Below are 19,055 nucleotides of genomic sequence, written 5' to 3'. Positions count from 1 at the left end.
CCGTCAGGAAAGCAGATCGGCATAAGGCAATGGCTCGATGCCGCGTGCGCGGTCGATGTCCTCGGACACCTTGAGCGCGGCCTCCAGCTCGTTGACGCCAAACTGCTGCATGAGGCGGTATCGCTCGGCTTTCTCTTCAGGCTCGGTCTGGGCCAACGCCAGGTACAGGCTCGGTGGTACGGCCCTGAACAGCACCTCCATCGACTTCGACAAAATCACCCCCTCGGTGAACTTGCCGGCCTCCTTCCTGGCCGACAGCATCAGCGCCTTCTGCGCGGGCGAGAGTTCGCGGAACCGGGCGATTTTTTCCACCTCGTCCGGGGGCATCGACAAACACAGCCACCACTCGATCATGTTGAGCATCGGCTCTGCGGCCTTGGGCAGATCGTCGATGTTCTGTGTCGCCAACCAGTACCAAGCGCCCAATTTTCTCCACATCTTCGTCACCTTCACCACATACGGCGACAGCAAGGGATTGCGCGTGATGATGTGGCCTTCATCGGTCACGTTGAGGATTGGCCTGCCAAGAAACTGGTCGCGTTCGGCAATGTTGTTGACGGTGTTGATCAGCGAGATATAGGCGATCGAGAGCTGGGCGTTGTAGCCCTCCCTGGCATAGGTGGCGAGGTCGACGACCGTGATGTCCACTTCCGGCCAGGGCGTGCCGGGGCGGTCGAACATCTCGCCGTCCGAGCCCTGCGCGAAGATGTCCATGGCGTCGGCCATCTCCAGCAAGCGCGTGCGCCGGGTATCGGGCAGCGTCGTATCGTGGCCGCGCTCGCGCAACGCATCGCGCACATCGCGCGTGAGCACATCGCGATCTGCCGCGACGCACTGGCGGGCGGCATCGAGAATGCACTGCCGGATCAAACTGCGGTCGGCGCGGGTCATCCGCGCCTCTTCTTTATCCTCGCCTCCGGTGATCATCAGGCGCGCGGTAATCTCCAGCTCGCCCAGCACGTCGCGCTGTTCGTCTGTATCGGTATTGGCGGGATCGTCTGGCTGTTCTTCGTCCAGCGCATCGGCGTCCAAGGTCTGTACGTCGCTGGGCGTTTCGATCAGCCGACGCGCATCGGCGAACGGGGCAAGGCTCACCCCCGAGCCGGGTGCGAGCTTGACCCGATTCACCGTCAGGCCCAGCCGTGCGGCGAAATCTGCCAGCAGACCAAACGAGTTCCCGGCCTCGACGATGAACATCCTCGGGCGATAGATCGCGGCGACCTGGTTGAGAATGTTGTTCAACGTGGCCGACTTGCCGCTGCCGGTGGGGCCAAACAGAAACAGATGGGCATTCATCTGCCTGTCCAGCCTGTTGAACGGGTCGAACGTGATGACGCCGCCCCCGCGGTTGAACAGCGTGATGCCGGGCCGGCCCGTACCCCGACTGCGCCCCCAGGCTGGCGACAGGTTCGCCGCGTGCTGCGCGAACATCAGTTGCGTGTACCACTGCTTGCGGTCGGCACCGGGGTTGTAGACGCAAGGCAGCCAGCGCAGATAGGTGTTGAGCGGGGCGACTTCGTCCTCTTCGCGAACCGGTTGCAGCCCGGCGTTGAGCATCACGTTCGCAAGCTGTAGGCCACGCCGGTCCAGCTCGTCCTCGTTGTCGCCGGACAGATAGAACGCGAGCGAGCCGCGATAGAGCTTGTGGGCGCTGCCGATCAGCGAACGTGCTTCCTGCACGTCCTGCAGCGCCTGTTCCGAAGCCAGGGTCTCGCCCACAGCCTTCTTCGCCAGGTGATTGAGGTGCGCTTCAAGCACGTCCTGCGGTGTGGCGACCAGCGTCAGGCACATCACGGTGCCCTCGGGCAACTGATCGAACAGCGTGTTGATCGCGTCGCCCTTGCGCGTTTCGCCGGTGAGATGGCCTGTGGAAGGTGGCGTGCGCAGGCGGTCGGTGACCATGACCCGGTGTGGTACGCCGTCGAAGTACCACAGCCCAGACTCGGCATCCGAGCGTGGCTGGCCGAAGAACAGCCGCTGCGAAAAGTCCCTGCCACTGGCCAACTCGATCTCGTCGGGCTCCGACGCCTCCGGATAGGCTGCCAGCCGGTAGAAGCGTTCGCGATCCTGTGCCGTCGGCCCGAGCATGGTGGGCCTGGGGTTGAACCAGCGCAGCAGCCAGTCGTGGATCTGCGGCGCTCCCATCCTGCGCGTCTGGATGCCGGCATTGGCCAGGCCGCCGATCAGGCGGTCGCACACAACATTCAGCGCCTGCTCGGGCGTCTGGCCGCGGCGGCCGGTCTGGCCTGCGGCGCGGCGATAGACCACCATGCGCACGCGCCGGTTCTGGCCGCGCCACGGCAGGCGGGTGACCACGCTGTCCTTGAATAGGCCGCCGGATTTGGAGACGGCGCGCAGGTGGTGGGCGAACGAGGCCAGGTAGAACTCGGTGAAACGGCTGCCCTCGGCGCGCGGCTGGACGTAGCCACGCAGCGTGTCCAGGTACTGGTCGAAGTTGGCTTCGTCCTGGGCATAGAGCTGGAGCACCCACGGGTTGGCATCGAGCTCGTCGAAGCTGTCCTGCAGAGCGTTTTCCAATGCGTCGCGTGCTTGCGCCAGCCAGGCGGCCTCGCGGCCTTCGGTGCCCAGCGGCGTCAGCTCGAAGAAGGCGGCAACCGAGACGCCGTCCTCAAGCAGCATGCACTGCGAGTCCGGCAGATACTCGACCCACGGCAGCAGCGCGACGAATGACGGCGCCACGTCATACAGCGCCTGCTCGTCGGCGGCCGTGGCCGGACGCTCGTGCGCGACCGCCGCGCCGGGTTCGGAAATGCCGGCTTCGCGCAGTGCGCGCACATGGCGCGTCCAGTCGTCCTGCCGATCGTCGGTCGGTGTGGCATCGTCGGCGGCACGCCGGCGCCAGGGCAACGACAAGGCCATCAGTACGCCTCCGTGCGTTCGCCGGGCATGGCGTACTGCACCCTCTGGTACAGGGGGAACACCGTGCTGTAACCGGGCACCGGCACGGGATCGGTGCCGGCAAGGTGCGGGAAGACATACATGACCAGATCCGGGTTGGGAAGCCGTGGAAACTGGTGGTGGATCTCGTTGGCCGCCGTGCGCGTGTAGCGCATCTGCTCAGCGGGCGCGGCCTGCACATCCGCATCCGTCAGCGGCCGGCGCAGGCTCTGGCGCGCATCCAGCAACTGACGGCGGGCGACCTGGCCGCTGCCGCCGTCGCCGGCCTGCTGGTGCCAGATGTCCTGCATGGTGCGGCCACCGTGCGGCATCAGCTCCTCCTTGCTGGTGGCGCAGCCGGCCAGCACCGTCGCGACCGCCACCAGCAGCAGCGGCCTAATCCAGATCGAGTGCATGCGCTTCTCCTGCTCGATGGTCGACGCGGCGGCCTTCGGGCTCGTAGTCGATGTGAAGGGGCTTTTCGAGATGGATGGCAACCTGGGCGCCGGGCTGGACATACACTGCGGCGAAGGCCTGCCCGTAAAGACGGTTCACCCACTGCGACATGTCCTGCACGCCGCCGGCGAGGATGCGTCCGACCGCTTCGTTGGTGCTGATGCCAACCGTGCCGATCGACCCATCGGCGCCGACATACGACATCTGGCCGCTGTCGGAATCGATCAGTGAAGCGACGCCCGCGCCGGCAGCGGTGATCAATGCCTGGGTGCCCAGGTATTGCTGTGCGTTGCTGCGCCGTGCGCCACTGACGCAGGGAATCCCATACGGGTCGCTGATCCAGCCCAGGCCATCCTGCTGGTTGTTCTGCTGGCTGCTGCGCTCGCTGTCCTCGGGGATCGTGCGCACGGTGCCATCATGAAAGACGAACGTGATCGAACGGACCTGCCCCCTGACGCACGACAGGGTCCAGTCGCCACTGGCCGTGCCGCTGAACACTGCGCCGGCGACGTCGGGGATATCAATGCCATTCGCGGTCAGGTTGTCCTCCCCGACGAGGACTTTGAACGGGAACGGATCGTTCACGGTGCCATCGACCGGCACGCGGCCAATCAGCGCGGTCATCGCGACCGAGCCCATCAGGGTGGAGTTCGTCGGCACGGTGTAGACCGCCCGGGCCGTCTGGACGCCGGCTGCCCTGGCGCCGGCATCGGCCACCTGTTCGACGGTGGCCTCCAGCGTCTTTTGCGCCGGCCCGAAGCTGGTGGGGAAGCTCAGGCTCGTGCCTGCGCGCCCATCGGTCTGCCTCGCGTCGTCCGGCTCCACCCAACGGATGCCGCCCTCACCGGCAAAGCCATCGCCGTCGCCCTCGCGCAGACCCAGCCCGACGGGCAGGTCGGAGTGGTCTGTGCTGCCGATGTTCTCCAGCCGGCGCTGCAGATCCTGCAACAGGCCTTCGGTCTGCCGGCGCTCGCCGACCAGCCGCTCCTGGTCGCGGCGCAAGGCGGTGCGTTCGGCTTCCAGGGCCGTGTCGATACGCTGGTCGATCGCGCTTTCGCGCTGGCGCAGGCGCTGGTTCTCTTCGCGCTGGGTGCGGTTGTCCGCCGTCGCCGTCTGCAGTTCGGTGCGCAACTGCCGCACTTGGGCCACCAGGGTGGCGACGGTGTCGCGGGGCGTGTCGCCCTCGATGCCGAGCGCCTGCATTTCCTCGGCGGTGAGCTGTGGATCGGCATCGGCCATGGGGCGAGGCTGGTCGCCGCCACCGGAGAACAGCCGGATGCCGAAGAACAGCACCAGCAAGGCGACCGGCAATACCAGCCACTTGAGCAAGCCATTACTGCGCATCGCCGGCCTCCTTGTCGTCGTGACCGGGGACGGCCTGCGGCAGCAGCGCCGTCGGATCGAAGCGGTGGACCGCCGGCAGCAGCGACTGCGGCAGGCCGCGACCGCGCGTGACCAGATACAGCACCGTGGTGTCCTCCGGCGTGCCGCGCGGACCGAGCGTCGGATGCTGGAAGGTGGCGGTGAGAAAGTCCCCTTGCAGCGCGCGCGGATCGAGGTCGATCCAGCCGCTGCCGGTATGGGTCAGCCGCACGGCGGTGACCCACTGATCTTCCAGCCGCCATGCCGCCAGCGCCTCGGCATGCACCGGCAGGGTCGGCAGCAAGGTGTCCAGCGACAGGTCGCGGCGCAGGTTGACGCGCATGATGCCCGGCACCGGTTCCACGGTGCGCAGCGGCGCGTACAGGTTCTGGGCTGCGTAGCGGGTCAGCACCACCGCCACCGGGGTTTCGCGCCGCGGCGAGCGGGCCTGATCCGGAGCGGGTGCAGCCGCTCCGGGCGCTTGCGCCTGGCCGTAACGCTGCGGCGTGGCGTTGCCCTCCACGATGCGCACCGGCTCCAGCGGCGGCTCGCCGTCCTGGGCGGGCTCTGCGGCGATGTCCAGCAGAATCAGCGCGCCGCTGTCGGCATCCTGCAGTTGCAGCCGCGTGGGTTCGATCGGTTCGCTGGCGCGCAGGTAGATCGCACCGCCGGCACTCTGCACACGCAGCCGGTCGCCCACGCTGGCCGGCACGCCGACGCGCACGTTGCGATCCACGAACACGATGCGCTCCTCACCGACCTGCAGCGGCACGGCCAGCGGCAGACGCTCCCAGTGCATGATCTCCACGGCATGGGCCATGGGCACCAGTACGCAGGCCAGCATGCCCAGCCAGACGAGAAGGCGGCTCTTCATGGGGAGTCTCCTTGCAGGCCCAGATCACCGCGGGCCGGGGATTCGGGCGTGGACGCAGCGATGCGCTGCGGCGCACCGTCGTAGCAGTCCAGGACGAGGCCGAACGGGTTGCGTGCCGGATCGACGTCCGAGCGCGCCACCTTGATCGGGTAGCGCACCAGTGCGCGCTTGACCTGTTCCGGCCCGTGGTATTCGTCCGCACTGAGATCGAGCGTCACCACCCAGTTGCGCTCGGAAACCGTGCGCACGCGCGCGGACGGGTTGTCGCCGTAGCCGCGCCCGGGAATCTCGTACACGCCGCGCACCCGCTGGCGCAGTTCGCCGGTGCTGCGGCGGTAGTCGTAGTCGGCCTGCAGGAAGGCGCGGCAGGCAGGCGTGAAGTACGGCGAGAGCGCATGCAGGTTGCGCGCATAGTCCTCTTCACCATTGCTGGGCCAGCGGTGCAGCTGCTGCCACACATAGAAGGTGAACGCATAGACGCTTTCCGGCGGCACGTCCCACCACGGGCGGGTGCTGCCCGAGCGCAGATCGGGCGGCACGTGAATGGTCAGGTCGCGTGGCGCGCTCCACCATCCGCCACCCATCACCAGCGCGATCAGCAGCAACGCGCCGGCCCCCAGCCGCAAGGTCTTGATATGCGCCTGCAGGTGCGCGACTTCGTTCCGGAAGCGGCTCATCACGCAGCCCTCCGGTTCGACCAGCGCCCCGAACGCGTGATCAGCACATGCCCGCCGATCCAGCCGGCTACCAAGGGATAGCGGGTCGCGATGCGCCATTGCAGTTGGCGGTACAACCAGGTGTCGGGTCTGCCGCGTTTCTGACGGCGCAGGATGCCTCCGCCGATGAACACGCCGAAGGCGATACCCAGCACGATGAAGGTGGGCGCGATCGCGATGGTCGAGAACAGCCAGGACAGGGGCGCGCCGACCAGCAATCCGGCTGCGCCGGACAGGCCGCAGCAGATCCACAGCTCGTCCGCCGTCAGGCCGCGCACCACCACGGGATGCCGGTTGAGCCGGTGCGGAAGGAACATCACGGTGCCGTCCGCACGGATGTGCTGATGCTCGGACATGGGCGCGGCCTCAGAGAATCCCGGTCGCTTCGGTGAGCAGCCAGATACCGATGACCAACAGCACCGCGCCGATGGCTACCGTGAGTCCGAACTGGCCCCAGGTCTTCCTGCCCGTGTGGATTTCCGCGTAGGTGCCGTAGGCGTGGTAGCACACGCCAATGAACATCGACGCCACGACCAGCAGTGCGACCAGGAGCACGATGTCGTAGCCGTAGTTGCGAATGGTCTCCATGATCCCGCCGCCGGTGCCGCGCGACGGATTCTCCAGTTGCGGCAGGCCCTGTGCGAACGACAGCGCGGGCAGCGTGGTGAGGCTCAGTGCCAGCGCGGCGCGCCGGGCGAGACAGATGCGGGGGAAATGAGCGGTTTTCATGGTCTGACCCTTGTGGTTAGGAGAGGAGGAAAAAAGTCAGCACCAGGTACATCGCGAGAAAACGCACGACGACGCCGAGGAACTGACGCTGGTTGAGCTGGTTTTCCGCCCAGCCGACGTAGGCGGTGCGAATGGCCCAGGCCCCCCACAGCAGCAGCACCGCGAACACGAGGCCGACGATCACCGTCGCCATCGCGGCGGGTGCGATGCTGCTGTTGGCCTGGAAGGCGCTGATCTGCGCGGAGGTCATGGCTGGGCCTCCGGTGCCGAGAAAACGTCGGGGGCGGACTCGTTGCGGTAATCGCCGCTCAGTACGGCGGGGTCGCGTGGCTGGGCGCGAGACGGCGCGAGGTGGAACTGGATGCCGGCGCGCACGCGCGCGAGGTCATCGAGTAGACGTGGGTAGTCGAAGTGGTAGCGCTCGCCCGCTGTGATCGGGGTATTCGCCGCACTCTGTGCGACGAAGCGTTCCAGCGCGTCGAGCTGGCGCAGGGCCGCAGCCAGCTCCTGGCGTTGGGCTGGCGTGCCGGCATGGGCCGCCAGCGGCGGGCTCGCCGTCAGCGCCATCAGCAGCAGGGCGGCCACGCCGCGATGCGCGGCGTGGCGTGGAAACGAAAACACCATCGCGCCATTCCTCGGTTCGATCAGCAATGGCTCGATCGTGGCGAGGCAGGCGCTTCAAGACCGCAAACAATGGGTACTGCGAACTGACCGGATTGATGGATGCCAATACCGTTGGTGCCAGCTTGCGATATCCTGCGATCAGCATTAGATCAAGGGAAAATGTATGGGGTTAAAGGCCGAGCTGAAAGCTCTCGTAGATGAGTTAGATCAAATACACAAGGGGGCCACGCCATGGTCCGAAGAACCTGGAATTCCTGATTTCGTCACTGCCGAGAATGGTATGCAGCGGTTCTTCACAAGGAAGGCAAGAGAGGCACTTGGGCAATTCTCCAGCACCCTCCATCAGAATCGGCCCCAGAAGTCAGTGAAGATTGAGTCTGAGGCCTATCAAAAGGTAGTCCGTCAGACCGTTGCCGACTTGCATGCTGCGGGTGAGCTCTTAGGATTTGATGAATGCGATCAGGGCGGGCTTCTTCCAAAACTGAAGTTACTCATTGAGGAACGACTCGCAAGCATCGCCAACGAGCACACGCACTATTTTCCTGCCTGGACCCTGGGCATGGAGAGGGTTTCTCCTTTCTCCCTCGGCCCGGTGACATTCTTGAATAGATCCGACTGGATAGATTCGGTCGACTTCCCTCAGTACGGAAAGGATCACTATCTGAACCAACCAGAGGCGAACCACCGCTGGAAGGAAATTCTCAAGGATGCCTTGCAGAATCCCAATGATGGCTCCTCCATCGAAGGGCTGGCCAACGCCGTCTACAGTGCGATCGTCGGATGTCCGGCCTTGGTCAAGGTAACAGTCCGTGGCTATGAGCGTGAATTCTCACGCAAGTTGGCGAGGTTGGTTGCCAAGACAGCGCTTGACGCTATCTCTCTTGGCTTTGGGGCCCCCGAGTGCTTCTTGCAACAGGCGCTTCAAGACGAGCGTCTACCGCCTGCCGGTAGCGATCGCCTGGTCGAAACCAAAGGATTTCTGTGGTTGCCCGGAAGCTCGCTTGGGAAGCGTATTACTTCGCAACCTCCCGAGCGAGTAAGGCAAGCGTTGGATGACATGACGTCTATTATTCCGGCATTCGCGGCGATCCTTGATGGGTTGCTTGATCCATCGAGTCACCCGCATCCCAAGCTTGCCAATCGATGGGCTACTGCGCTGGATTGGTTCGGCGAAGGCAATCGTGAATCAAGTGATGCCATAGCGCTGGCGAAGCTCGGAACCTGCCTAGATGTACTGTGCTGCGGTGGCAAGAACGATGGTATCCGTGAAATGGTCATCCATTTAACTGGTACGAGTAGCGAAACTCAGGTAGTACGGGGCAACCGTCCTCGCACACTGAAGCAGTTGGTCAAGGACATCTATGACCACGGTCGATCGCAGATACTGCATGGCACACACTACGACAGGCTGGAATCATTCGCCGCAGAGCGCCAGTATGCCACCTACCTCGCACGGATCGTGTTGATTGAGTGCGCAGTGCGGTTACAGCACTATGGTGGTTCAGATGAAGACAAGGCGTTCAGAACAATATAGCTACAGGTACTTTTTGAAGCTCCCCGCAGTCAGAGATACAGCCAGTCCCAGTAAGGCGGCGCTGGGTAACAGAATCAGCAGTGGATGCACCGAGACCGGCATCGCCAAGTAGATCACCCAGGGCAGTATCGCCAGTGGCAGTAGCGAGGCTTTCGCGCGATGGTAGACGAAGCCCGATTCCCGGCCGGCGCCGAACTTGCGCACGTCGCGGCGCACCAGTCCATCGACCAGACCGACGAACACTGCCGTGAGCACCAGCGGCAGTGTCAATACCAGAACCAGCAGGCGCACCATAAAGGTCAAGGTGATGAAAGCGGCGGCAATCAGATAGCGCTCGGCCCAGACATAGACTTGGCTGATGAAGTAGCGGAAATCACGGGATTGTCCTTGGCCCGGCGCGCGGGCGCGTTCTGCGGTATCGTTCATCTTGTCGAGCAGCCCGGTCTTGACGAACACCCACTCGTAACCCGTCTCCACCAGGCGGTGCGCGGTGCGCCCTGGCTCCTGCACGATGGCGCTGCGCGTGAAGTGATTCGACAGATGCCCCAGCTCGTACTGCAGCATCGATTGCGCATGGCGCCAGCCCTGGTCCTTCCAGAACAGGTGCATGCCCACGCACTCGATCAGGATCGACAGCATCAGCGAGGCGATCAGTACCCCGAACAGGCGCAGCGGCAAGGAGATCGCAGTGGCGATCAGGCCCTGCCGGCGCTGTTGCTGCCGCTGCGCAGTGGATGCCGGGTCGCTCATGGCGTGTGCTCATCCAGGCCCGTGTCGCCCGTGACGTTCGCGGGAGGGTCGCTCGCAATGGGCGCTTCGTCGAGCAAGTCGTCGGGCAAGGGGCCATCCTGCAGCATCGGCGACCCCAGGTTCTCCCACCAGTGCGCAGCCTCGGTGTAGTGCTGGCGCATGTACCCCGCGAGCTGCTGCAGATCCTCCGGCATGGCCTCATCAGGGTCGGCCGCCGGCAGCGGCATCCTGACCTTCCACAGCTGTCCGCCCTGCATCAGGGCGAAGCATTGACCCTTCGGCAACGCTACGACATGAGAGGGCTCGATCATCGGCACGCTGGACATGCTGATGCGGTCTTGCGTGTTGCTGGTGAAATCGGTTGAACCGCGGATCTCCGAACTATCGGTCGCACCGCTGACGATGGTCGTGGTGTAGACCTCCACCTTCGGCAACTGCCTGGTCAGCAGTTCGGCGGTGGCGGTTTCGCGCACCCTCAACATGAACACATTGTTGAAATTCCCGACGACCTGACCGGCTTTGGCCCTATTGCCGATGCGCGCCTCGATGTCGCTCAGGGTCTGCGTGTAAGCGGTGATCTGGAGCCCGGCGCCGCCCCCCTTGTTGATCATCGGAATGAACTCGTCGCCCATCAACTCATTGAATTCATCCGCGTGAACATTGATCGGCACCTTGGTGTTCGCGGAGGCCCACGGCAGACCATCGTCGATACCGTGTTTATAAATGTGGCCTGCGACGGAAACCAAGTCACTGAACATCGAATTGCCGACCGCCGCAGCGACTTCGGCATCAGAAAGCGCATCCAGGCCGACATAGACAATGGCGCGCTTCCGGATCACCTGCATCCAATCGAAAATAGGACGGGGATCACCGAGGTCCGAGTAGTTCGGGGCCAGCAACTGGGCGACCTTGCCGCTGGTGAGCTTTTCCAACAGAGGCAGCAGCGAGGCGACGATCTTGTCGAAATACGTCTTGTCGTACCGGACCGCCGAGCGCAGGCCGTCGAGCACCGGATCGTAGTTGCGCGCCTGGCTGAGGTACTGCTCCAGGGCCACGACACGCTTCTCGCGTCCGATCATGTTCCTGGGGATGTTCTTCTCGTTGAGCTTGGCCTCGATCTGGACGATGACTTCCCAGGCCTTCGGCTCGGTGCGGGCGAAGAAATGCGCGGCGTACTCGATGAACAGCGCATCGATGTTGATCACATGACGCTGGATCAACAGATAGTCCGGACGTTGCCCCAGCTCGATCAGCGCCCTGGCAATGACATTGACGAATCTCCAGGCAAATTCGCGAAAGGCCGCGCTGTTGCCTTCGCCAGAAAGCTGGCCGGCGATGCGCGTTGCGACCTCGCTGATGCGGCCGAACCGTCCCACGGCGTTATAGCGCGCGCTGATATCGGGCCAGCCGAGATGAAAGATATACAGCTCGTTCTCGCGGCCGGCGCGCTTGGCCTCGACGTACACCCGCTTCAGGAGATCGGCATCACCCTTGGGGTCGATGACGATGACGACTTCATGCTCGCCCGCAGCGTTTTGCCGCCGGATGTCCTGGGTCACGAACAACTCGGCGAGCCGCGTCTTGCCCACGCGTGTCGTGCCCAGCACCAGAGAGTGTCCGACGCGTTCGCCCAGCGGCAGGCTGACGTCGACTTCCTCGGGTTCGATGCCGTGCAGGCGCGGCAGGCCGCCTACTGGCGGCAAGGGGCGCACGGGGTTGAGCGGCATGTCCCAGCTGGTGAGGCTCGACAGGCGCGAAAGTGGAAACGGCGCGAACTCCAACCGTTCCTCCAGGCGTCGCGCCAGCTGGTAGGCCGGTGTCGGTTCGACGTAGCGCCGGAACTCGGGCCGGTACGTCTGCATCAGCCTGTGCGTGTGCTTCTGTTCCCAGCGAAAGCCTTTGCCGATGAACAACCGCTGCTGGCTGACCGGCACGTCGCGGCTTGTCATGACGTAGCGCGGCAACCTGCGGATGTTGCGGCGATAGCGCAGAGTCACCTGCGCGTCGCGCCAGCGGATCGCACCGAAGGTGGCGAACGCCAGCGCACTGCCGATACCCATGGCCGGGCTCAGCGCGAGCGACCACGGTGCCACCAGGCACAGAAACGCGGCGCCGGCGCAGACCGCCACGGTGTACAGCTCCACCGCGGGGCGCAGCAGAACTTCGACGGGCTGCGTCTGCGACATGGCGTCATTGCTCGATGCCGGTGGCCGTGACCAGCACCGGGTAATGCCGCAGGCCCAGGCGTTCGGCCAGATCGTCGGCGGACATCGGCGACAGATTCAGGCCGGGCGCGATTGCACGCAGTTGTGCCAGCGCCTGGGCCGTCTCGACATTGACCACCAGGCCCCAGGCGTTGCGTTGGCGCAGCGTGTCGGCGTGCTGACGCAACCAGGCTTGAGAGGTCGCATCGTCACCGACCAGGAAGAATGGTTGCAGTCCGGGGGCCTCGATGACGCGGCGGGCAACCGTTCCCGGCGTGAGCCTGGCACTGCGCACCGGCAGCATGGCCGTCTCATCGACAGCGGCGGTTGGTGCCTCGGGAATGACGATGGAGGGGAGTGGCTGACTCGTGGCGCGCGGCTGCAGGTCGAGCGCTTCGTAGTACGGCAGCGCGGAAGCGCCGCCCCGGTCTTCCACCACGATCAGGGGCGGCGTGGCACGCACCGCGCTCATCGGCACGGTGGCGAGCATTACGACAAGAAGGCCGTGCGTGGCCCGGATGGATGAGGTCATCGGCTGTTCTCCTGGCGGGGCGCGTGTGCGGCGGTCTGTTGCGGGCCGAGCACGCGCTGGAGGTATTGTGAAACGCTGCGCCGGTAACGCGCCGCGGGCGCGCCGCCAGCCGGTCGGTGGTAACGCCCGACCGCCAGCAGCCAGTCTTCGCCGGGGGTGTGCTGCTCTTTCAGGATGTCGGCGGCGATGCGCAGGTTGTCGTAGGGGTCGAGCAGATCGCAGGGCTGGCGGTAGCGGTGCTGCTGGTAGCCGAGGTTGATCTGGCCCAAGCCCACGTCGATGCGCGTGGGGGGCACCTCGCGCAGCGCCTGGCGCACGCCCGCACAAGCCTGCGCGCGCGTGGCGTAGCGGCGCGACTGGCCGGCGACATTGAGCGACCAGGGCCACGGCACGATGCGATCGTCCCGGCGCACGCCGCTTTCCTGCAGCGCCACGGCATAGAGCACCGTCGAAGGAATGCCGGCGCGCTGGGCCGCCAACTGGTAGGCGGGCGGCGGAATTTCCTGGGCCTGGACTGGCCCGGTCGCCAGCGCGGCGGCCAGCAGCACGCGCAGCGGCCACGTCGGCATCAGGGCTGGCGCTGCCATTGGCCGTTCACCTGACGCACCACCGCGGGCAGTTCACCGGGCAAACCCAGCGCCAGCCAGCGGCCACCGTCGTGGTTGAGCGTGATCGAGCCGCTGCGCACGCGCGCCGGATCGATCTGCGCGCGCTGGGCCCACTCGCGGATGCGCGCGTCGTCCTGGCGGCTGCCGACCATGTACAGGTCGAACTCGGCGTTCGCCGTCTGCAGACGCTGCACGACCTGGGCACACGGCGCGCAGCCGTCCCGGACGAACACGGCGGTACGACCGCTGCCGGTCATCGCACTGCCGCCCGGCAGCGCATCGGGCAGATTCACCCGCTGGGCGTCGGGATGCAGGCGTTGCCAGGCTTCGTCGTAGGCTCGTTGATACGCCAGCAACTTTTCCACGCGGCGCGCTTCGACCTGCACTTGCAGTTCGGCATAGCGCCGTCGCTCCTCGTCGGAGCGGGCTTCGATGCCGAGTGCGGTCAGCGGGTCGAGGTTGGGTGAATGGATGCCCAGCGGCCCTTCCATCAGTTCGCGGTAGCGTCCCCATTCGTCGCCGCGCAGCCCCCAGTCCCGCGCCAGGCGTTCATCGCGTGCCTGATCGATCTGGCTCGGCGTGACACGGGAAGACTGTGCGGGTGTGCTCTGGGTGGCGGGCTGCTGCGCGAAGGCCGGTGCGTTCAGCGCGGCCAACAGGAACAGCATGGAAAGTGCGCGACGTTGCATGGCGCCTCCCGATCAAGGAATCGCCAGCCGGCGCGTCTGGTCGCCGGCCTGGAACACGGCGGTGTTGCCGTCGATGGTCTGCAACTGCCAGCGCCCGGCATGCTCGCCGGGAAGCAGCACCTGGATCTGCCCGGCCGAGAGCGGGTCGGTGGCGGGGGCGATGGAAACGGCGCGCTGCCCGGCGCGCAGTTCCGCACCGATCAAGCGGAAGGGAAACGGCACCTGTGCCGGTGCCGTCGTCGTCGCCCTGGCGGGACGCGGCGCTGCGGGCGTGCGCGCGGCGGTCTGGCGCTGTGCCTTGAGCTGCTCGACCTCGCTGTGCAGTGTCTGCAGGGCCGCCTCGGTGGCGTAGCCGGCCAGCGACTGTTCGAGACGGGCGATGTCGGCTTCGAGGCGCTGGCGGGTGTCCTGCAAAGCTTCCTGCAAAGCTGCCGTGGTCGCCGCTTCGGGGCGGGCTTGCAGCGTCTGTACGTCGTCGGCGAATTCGGCGAGCCGGCCTTCGAGCACCTGCAGTTGGCGTAAGGCCGAATCAACTTGACTCTGACCGGCCAGGTCGCCCGCAACGCGGAAGTTGACGAGCACCAGTGCGCTGAGTCCGACCATCCAGGCCCACAGCAGCAGGTACAGCACGAAGGCCGCGCGCGAACGCGACGCATGGGCCACTGCGCTCATGGCTGGCCTCCGTCGACGATGGGAAAGGTCTGCACCGGCGCGGCCAGTGGCGTGTCGGTCTCGGGATCTGCGGAGGGCTCGCCGGCAGGAACGAAGCAGATCTGGCGCGCCCTGTCATCGACCTGTACATCCCAGGCCGGCCCGGCGAGCGTGAGCAGTGCGTCGCGCAGCGTCATCGGCCCCAGATACAGGTGCGCCGCCGGCAGCGGCAGCGAATACAGCTCGATCACCGCATGGGCGTTCTCGCAAAGCTGGTAGCCGCTGCGCTGGAGTGCGTGGCGCAGGCCGTCGCCCACCGTCGCTCTGGCATCCGCTGGCATCGCCACGTCGATGACCTGCAGCAGCAGGTCACGCTGGGCCGCGGTGGGAACAAGCTCCACGAGCGTGTAGCGGCCATAGCGCACCACCGGAATCAGTTCAGGTGACTGCGGCGCTGTGTCGGCTTCCTCGACAAGAGGATCAACGGGCGGTGCGGCGGTGGTGGCGCAGCCGCCGCTCAACACAGCGGTGATCAGCAGGCCGCTGCCGGTCAGGCGCCGTAGAAGTTGGGTTGCTGGCATGGTTCGGCTCTCGATGGCGATGAGCCGATACCTTCGCCGGGCAGACCGAATCGTTCAGCAAAGAATACGAAAGAGTCTTGGATCGCTTTGTTCGCGGGTGTAGGTTGGAAGTATGAGTCTTCGGAGGTTGAGTCAGCGCAGGCTTGTAGGGAAGGCGGTGAATAACTAACGGTGTTGCCGACGATGGGCTGATATTATTCGTAAGACATATTGCAGGGGGTGTGCATGCGGATCTCACGCGTTAGGCTGATCAATTTCGCCAATTTTTCGGATGTTGATATAAAGACTGGCGATAGCATCGTTATCGTTGGTGAGAATAAAGTCGGAAAAAGTAACTTCATTCGTGGATTACAGCTGATTCTCGACCCAGGATTGTCCGAGCGTGACCGGCAATTGAGCATAGAGCACTTCTGGGATGGCCTGGTTGAAGACAAGATCGGTAAAATCATCGAAGTCTCGGTGGACTTGACCGACTTCACTGATAACCCGCGGTTGATGGCTCATCTCAACGATTGTGTGATTGATCCAGGCCCACCCATGACGGCCCGTCTCACCTATCGCTTCCAGCCCAAAGCCGGACTGGGACGCGCTCCGGAATCGTTGAAAGACTATGAGTATGTGATCTTTGGTGGTAACGACCCCGAAATGCACGTCGGTAGTGCGTTTCGCCGCATGTTGCCAATAGACGTCCAGGTGGCACTGCGTGATGCTGAGAAGGATCTCGCGAGTTGGCGCAATTCACCATTGAGACCCCTCATCGAAGATCTTGCCGAGTCGTTGGACGAAGACGCCCGTGAGGAGATTCAAAATCAGGTTGACGACGCACAGCGGGAACTAGCTGGCCACGCCCAAGTGGTTGCGACGGCGAACCGGATCAGCGAGCGGTTGATCTCCATTGCTGGTGAGCAGCATGCTGTGCCTGTGTCGCTTGGACTCGCTCCAACTCGGGTGGATGCGCTGCTTCGCAGCTTGCGATTGTTAATTGACAATGGAATTCGCGGCGTCGGTGACGCTAGTCTGGGAACCGCGAACCTGATCTTCCTGGCATTGAAGAGCCTCGAACTCGACCGCCTCGTGTCTGACGGAGAACGTGACCATACATTCTTTGTGGTTGAGGAGCCCGAAGCGCACCTGCACCCGCACGTTCAGCGCCTTGTCTATCGTTATTTCCTTGGCACCGGAGGGGATGAAAACGAGGAAGATGCTCCGCTAACAACGATCCTTACAACTCACTCCCCACACATTGCAAGCGTTACGCCGATTAGATCCATCGTTCTGCTACGTCATGACGTGGGGGCAGGCAAGACTGTCGCCGTTTCAACTGCGAATGCGCCGTTCACACAGAGGGATGAAGAAGATCTACAGCGCTACATTGATGTCACGCGTGGCGAGATTTTCTTTTCTCGGGGGGTCATTCTGGTCGAAGGCGACGCAGAGCGTTTCCTGGTCCCCGCGTTCGCTGAGGCGCTTGATATCCACCTCGATATGCTTGGGATTACCGTGTGCTCGGTTGGCGGAACTAACTTCACGCCGTATGTGAAGCTCCTAGGCCCTGAAGGACTGGATATTCCTCATGTCATCCTGACGGACTATGATCCGGTCAATGGCAAGGCTCCGCTGGTTCGCCGGCGACTGATCAATCTTCTTGACGTGGTTGAAGACGAGTACGACCACTCGGAGATGGAGACAGATGACGTAATTGAGCTTGCCGAGGAGTTCGGATACTTCGTGAACGAGAACACACTGGAAACGGAGTTGTTCGCCGGTGGGTTGGCTGAGTCGATGCGGGATGTAATTCAGCAGGAATTGCCGCAACTGAGGCAAGCAACCCGAGAAGCATTGCAGCAGTGGGTGGATGACTTAGACCAGGTCGATGAAGAACGGCTGCTGAAGCTTATCGAAAGAATCGGAAAGGGACGATTCGCTCAGGCCCTTGCACGCTCAGTGTCCGAGGATACTTGCCCGCACTACATCCGTTCCGCGCTGGAGCATATCCGCAATGCCGTCGCGTAGTTTCAGCACAGCCTACCTGGCCCAGGCTGCCGAGCTGGCCGGAAATCCTGGTCAGTTGGCGGCGTACAACTCCCAGGGACATTGCGTGGTGCTCGCCGGCCCTGGAAGCGGAAAAACCAAGACGCTTGTGCTGAAGCTGGCTCGCATCTTGGCCGAAGACGTGCAGGCACCGCGTGGTGCTGCGTGCATCACCTACAGTCAAGAGTGCGCACGCGAATTAACCCGTCGGCTTGAAATGTTGGGGCTGCGGGAGGCGCCAAACCTGTTCATCGGCACCGTCCACGGATTCTGCCTACGCCATCTGTTGATGCCATATGGACGCTTAGCTGATCTACCGATTCAGTTTCCCCTCTCAGTGGCATCCCAGCGAGTGAGTGATCGTTTGATCAGGCAGTCCGGAGACGAGCTCTTTGGGGCCAACCATCCTTACAAAGCTATCGATCTTGGACGGCATCGCCGATCCGTACTGAACCGAAACAGCGTTGCCTGGCGTAGCGAGGAAGAACTTGCCGCCTGGGCCGAAGCCTACGAGGCGGCACTGCGCCAAGGGGGGCTGATCGACTACGACGACATGGTGGTCTATGGCCAGCGCCTGATCGCTGAGCATGATTGGGTACTGCCTCTGGTGCAGGCGAAATTTCCGGTGCTGGCGGTAGATGAATATCAGGATTTGGGGGTTGCACTCCATCGCATCGTCAAGCGCCTGGCTTTTGATGGTGGCGTGCGCTTGTTCGCAGTCGGTGATGCAGACCAGTCGATCTACGGTTTCACAGGGGCCGATGGCGCGTTGCTCATGGAGCTAGCTGAGCGTGAAGACATCGAGCCGGTCAGACTTCAATTGAATTATCGCTCAGGGGCAGGCATTGTCAGCGCTTCAGAAATGGCGTTGGGTGAGGATCGTGGCTATCGGGCGAACGACCCGACCCGTCAGGCGACTATCGAGTTTGTGCTGTGCCCTGATGGGCTCGCAGATCAGGCCGCACACGCCGTCGCGCAGATCATTCCGGTGGCCTTGGACTCCAAGCCAGGACGAACGCTGGGCGATATCGCAATCTTGTATACGGACTATCGCGCAGGCGATATTGTGGCCAAGGCCGTGGCAGCCGGCGGTTTCGATTATATCCGCGTGGACACCGCCGCGCCTTACCGTAAAGTTGCCTTGACGAGTTGGGTAGAAGACTGCGCCGCATGGTGTGCGGGTGGCTGGCGTATCGCGCGTCCGCAACTGCGTGGATTGATCGACCGTTATCTCGCATTTCATCGAGCGAACTTGGACGATGCGCAGGCTCGACGCGAGGGGCAGGAGCTAACCGCTCTGTTGTGGGCGTTGCGCGCCGATCAGCAGTCCGCACGTGATTTTGTCGCATCACTGCGCAACGGCATCTTGGATCGTCTGTTGGTTGCTGAATCGTCGCTTGCCGATCAGAAGGAACAACTGGATCGCATGACGGCGGCGCTTGCCGAAGGTGGCGCGCTGGCTACGCTGGACATTGCGAGTCTGGGCGGACGTGATGGTTCGCCGGATCACCTGAACCTGCTGACACTTCATTCCGCTAAGGGATGCGAGTACGACGTGGTCATTATGGTCGGTCTCGACTATGGGAGTTTGCCATGGCGAAAACTGAGTCCAGAGAAGTTGCGCGAGAGTCGCCGGCTGTTCTATGTGGGACTCACACGCGCCCGCGACGAGGTTCACATGCTGTACTCGGGATTCGTTGAAGGGCGCTATGGTCCGATGCGCCATGGGCGCTCACCATTCCTGGATGAATTAGAGGCACGAATGCGTGCTGCGAACCTCTGAGCGACTATATAAGGGTTGGGGCTGTATCAGAAT

Annotated in this window: 19 protein-coding genes; 3 read left to right on the top strand and 16 right to left on the bottom strand. The window is 63.7% G+C overall.

What is annotated here, in order from left to right; genetic code table 11:
• Positions 1 to 3 precede the first annotated feature (3 nt).
• Genes KVY02_RS12110 through KVY02_RS12070 form a run of 9 tightly spaced genes read right to left on the bottom strand, consistent with a single transcriptional unit; the run spans position 4 to position 7,659 of the window.
• The gene (locus KVY02_RS12110; protein WP_218313591.1) at positions 4 to 2,880 is read right to left on the bottom strand and encodes a conjugative transfer ATPase; all 2,877 of its coding nucleotides are present in this window, start codon (positions 2,878 to 2,880) and stop codon (positions 4 to 6) included.
• Positions 2,880 to 3,314 carry a TIGR03751 family conjugal transfer lipoprotein gene (locus KVY02_RS12105; RefSeq protein ID WP_106763523.1) on the bottom strand — a complete coding sequence of 145 codons (435 nt, stop codon included), beginning with the start codon at positions 3,312 to 3,314 and terminating at the stop codon, positions 2,880 to 2,882. The genes KVY02_RS12110 and KVY02_RS12105 overlap by 1 nt, the downstream gene beginning before the upstream one ends.
• Positions 3,295 to 4,698, bottom strand: a complete 1,404-nt coding sequence (locus tag KVY02_RS12100) for a TIGR03752 family integrating conjugative element protein (protein WP_106763520.1) — start codon at positions 4,696 to 4,698, stop codon at positions 3,295 to 3,297. The genes KVY02_RS12105 and KVY02_RS12100 overlap by 20 nt, the downstream gene beginning before the upstream one ends.
• A complete protein-coding gene (locus tag KVY02_RS12095) occupies positions 4,688 to 5,590 on the bottom strand; it encodes a TIGR03749 family integrating conjugative element protein (protein ID WP_172515615.1) in 903 nt (300 codons plus the stop codon). The genes KVY02_RS12100 and KVY02_RS12095 overlap by 11 nt, the downstream gene beginning before the upstream one ends.
• Positions 5,587 to 6,267 carry a PFL_4703 family integrating conjugative element protein gene (locus KVY02_RS12090; RefSeq protein WP_106763516.1) on the bottom strand — a complete coding sequence of 227 codons (681 nt, stop codon included), beginning with the start codon at positions 6,265 to 6,267 and terminating at the stop codon, positions 5,587 to 5,589. The genes KVY02_RS12095 and KVY02_RS12090 overlap by 4 nt, the downstream gene beginning before the upstream one ends.
• Positions 6,267 to 6,662 carry a TIGR03750 family conjugal transfer protein gene (locus KVY02_RS12085; RefSeq protein WP_106763514.1) on the bottom strand — a complete coding sequence of 132 codons (396 nt, stop codon included), beginning with the start codon at positions 6,660 to 6,662 and terminating at the stop codon, positions 6,267 to 6,269. The genes KVY02_RS12090 and KVY02_RS12085 overlap by 1 nt, the downstream gene beginning before the upstream one ends.
• A gap of 10 nt (positions 6,663 to 6,672) precedes the next feature.
• On the bottom strand, positions 6,673 to 7,035 hold the full coding sequence (locus KVY02_RS12080) for a TIGR03745 family integrating conjugative element membrane protein (RefSeq protein WP_015879490.1): 363 nt from the start codon (positions 7,033 to 7,035) through the stop codon (positions 6,673 to 6,675).
• Between the two features lie 16 nt (positions 7,036 to 7,051).
• Entirely contained in the window at positions 7,052 to 7,285 is a 234-nt protein-coding gene (locus tag KVY02_RS12075) for a TIGR03758 family integrating conjugative element protein (RefSeq protein ID WP_003296490.1), read from the bottom strand.
• Complete coding sequence (locus tag KVY02_RS12070) at positions 7,282 to 7,659, bottom strand: integrative conjugative element protein, RAQPRD family (RefSeq protein WP_015879489.1); 378 nt, start codon at positions 7,657 to 7,659, stop codon at positions 7,282 to 7,284. Before KVY02_RS12070 ends, KVY02_RS12075 begins: the two co-directional genes overlap by 4 nt.
• A gap of 163 nt (positions 7,660 to 7,822) precedes the next feature.
• Between KVY02_RS12070 and KVY02_RS12065 the strand changes: the two genes are divergently transcribed.
• On the top strand, positions 7,823 to 9,193 hold the full coding sequence (locus KVY02_RS12065) for a HEPN domain-containing protein (protein WP_015879488.1): 1,371 nt from the start codon (positions 7,823 to 7,825) through the stop codon (positions 9,191 to 9,193).
• Here the strand turns inward: KVY02_RS12065 and KVY02_RS12060 are convergent, their stop codons facing one another.
• Genes KVY02_RS12060 through KVY02_RS12030 form a run of 7 tightly spaced genes read right to left on the bottom strand, consistent with a single transcriptional unit; the run spans position 9,194 to position 15,208 of the window.
• On the bottom strand, positions 9,194 to 9,943 hold the full coding sequence (locus KVY02_RS12060; RefSeq protein ID WP_015879487.1) for a TIGR03747 family integrating conjugative element membrane protein: 750 nt from the start codon (positions 9,941 to 9,943) through the stop codon (positions 9,194 to 9,196).
• Complete coding sequence (gene traD, locus KVY02_RS12055) at positions 9,940 to 12,129, bottom strand: type IV conjugative transfer system coupling protein TraD (protein WP_106763512.1); 2,190 nt, start codon at positions 12,127 to 12,129, stop codon at positions 9,940 to 9,942. Before traD ends, KVY02_RS12060 begins: the two co-directional genes overlap by 4 nt.
• Positions 12,130 to 12,133: 4 nt before the next feature.
• Complete coding sequence (locus KVY02_RS12050) at positions 12,134 to 12,679, bottom strand: integrating conjugative element protein (RefSeq protein WP_015879485.1); 546 nt, start codon at positions 12,677 to 12,679, stop codon at positions 12,134 to 12,136.
• A complete protein-coding gene (locus KVY02_RS12045) occupies positions 12,676 to 13,266 on the bottom strand; it encodes a transglycosylase SLT domain-containing protein (RefSeq protein ID WP_015879484.1) in 591 nt (196 codons plus the stop codon). Before KVY02_RS12045 ends, KVY02_RS12050 begins: the two co-directional genes overlap by 4 nt.
• Positions 13,248 to 13,976, bottom strand: coding sequence for a TIGR03759 family integrating conjugative element protein (locus KVY02_RS12040; protein WP_015879483.1), 729 nt, complete (start codon positions 13,974 to 13,976; stop codon positions 13,248 to 13,250). The genes KVY02_RS12045 and KVY02_RS12040 overlap by 19 nt, the downstream gene beginning before the upstream one ends.
• A gap of 12 nt (positions 13,977 to 13,988) precedes the next feature.
• Positions 13,989 to 14,648: a hypothetical protein gene (locus tag KVY02_RS12035; protein ID WP_015879482.1), complete on the bottom strand. Its 660-nt coding sequence runs from the start codon at positions 14,646 to 14,648 to the stop codon at positions 13,989 to 13,991.
• Positions 14,645 to 15,208, bottom strand: a complete 564-nt coding sequence (locus KVY02_RS12030) for a PFGI-1 class ICE element type IV pilus protein PilL2 (RefSeq protein ID WP_015879481.1) — start codon at positions 15,206 to 15,208, stop codon at positions 14,645 to 14,647. Before KVY02_RS12030 ends, KVY02_RS12035 begins: the two co-directional genes overlap by 4 nt.
• Positions 15,209 to 15,433: 225 nt before the next feature.
• Here KVY02_RS12030 and KVY02_RS12025 point away from each other — a divergent pair, with 225 nt between their 5' ends.
• Positions 15,434 to 17,221, top strand: a complete 1,788-nt coding sequence (locus KVY02_RS12025) for an ATP-dependent nuclease (RefSeq protein ID WP_015879480.1) — start codon at positions 15,434 to 15,436, stop codon at positions 17,219 to 17,221.
• The gene (locus KVY02_RS12020; protein ID WP_015879479.1) at positions 17,208 to 19,022 is read left to right on the top strand and encodes an ATP-dependent helicase; all 1,815 of its coding nucleotides are present in this window, start codon (positions 17,208 to 17,210) and stop codon (positions 19,020 to 19,022) included. Before KVY02_RS12025 ends, KVY02_RS12020 begins: the two co-directional genes overlap by 14 nt.
• Positions 19,023 to 19,055: the final 33 nt, after the last annotated feature.

This window comes from Halomonas sp. 18071143, from assembly GCF_019211725.1.
In the GTDB taxonomy this organism is placed as follows: Bacteria; Pseudomonadota; Gammaproteobacteria; order Pseudomonadales; family Halomonadaceae; genus Vreelandella; species Vreelandella stevensii.
This window is presented reverse-complemented; position numbering and strand designations above follow the sequence as displayed.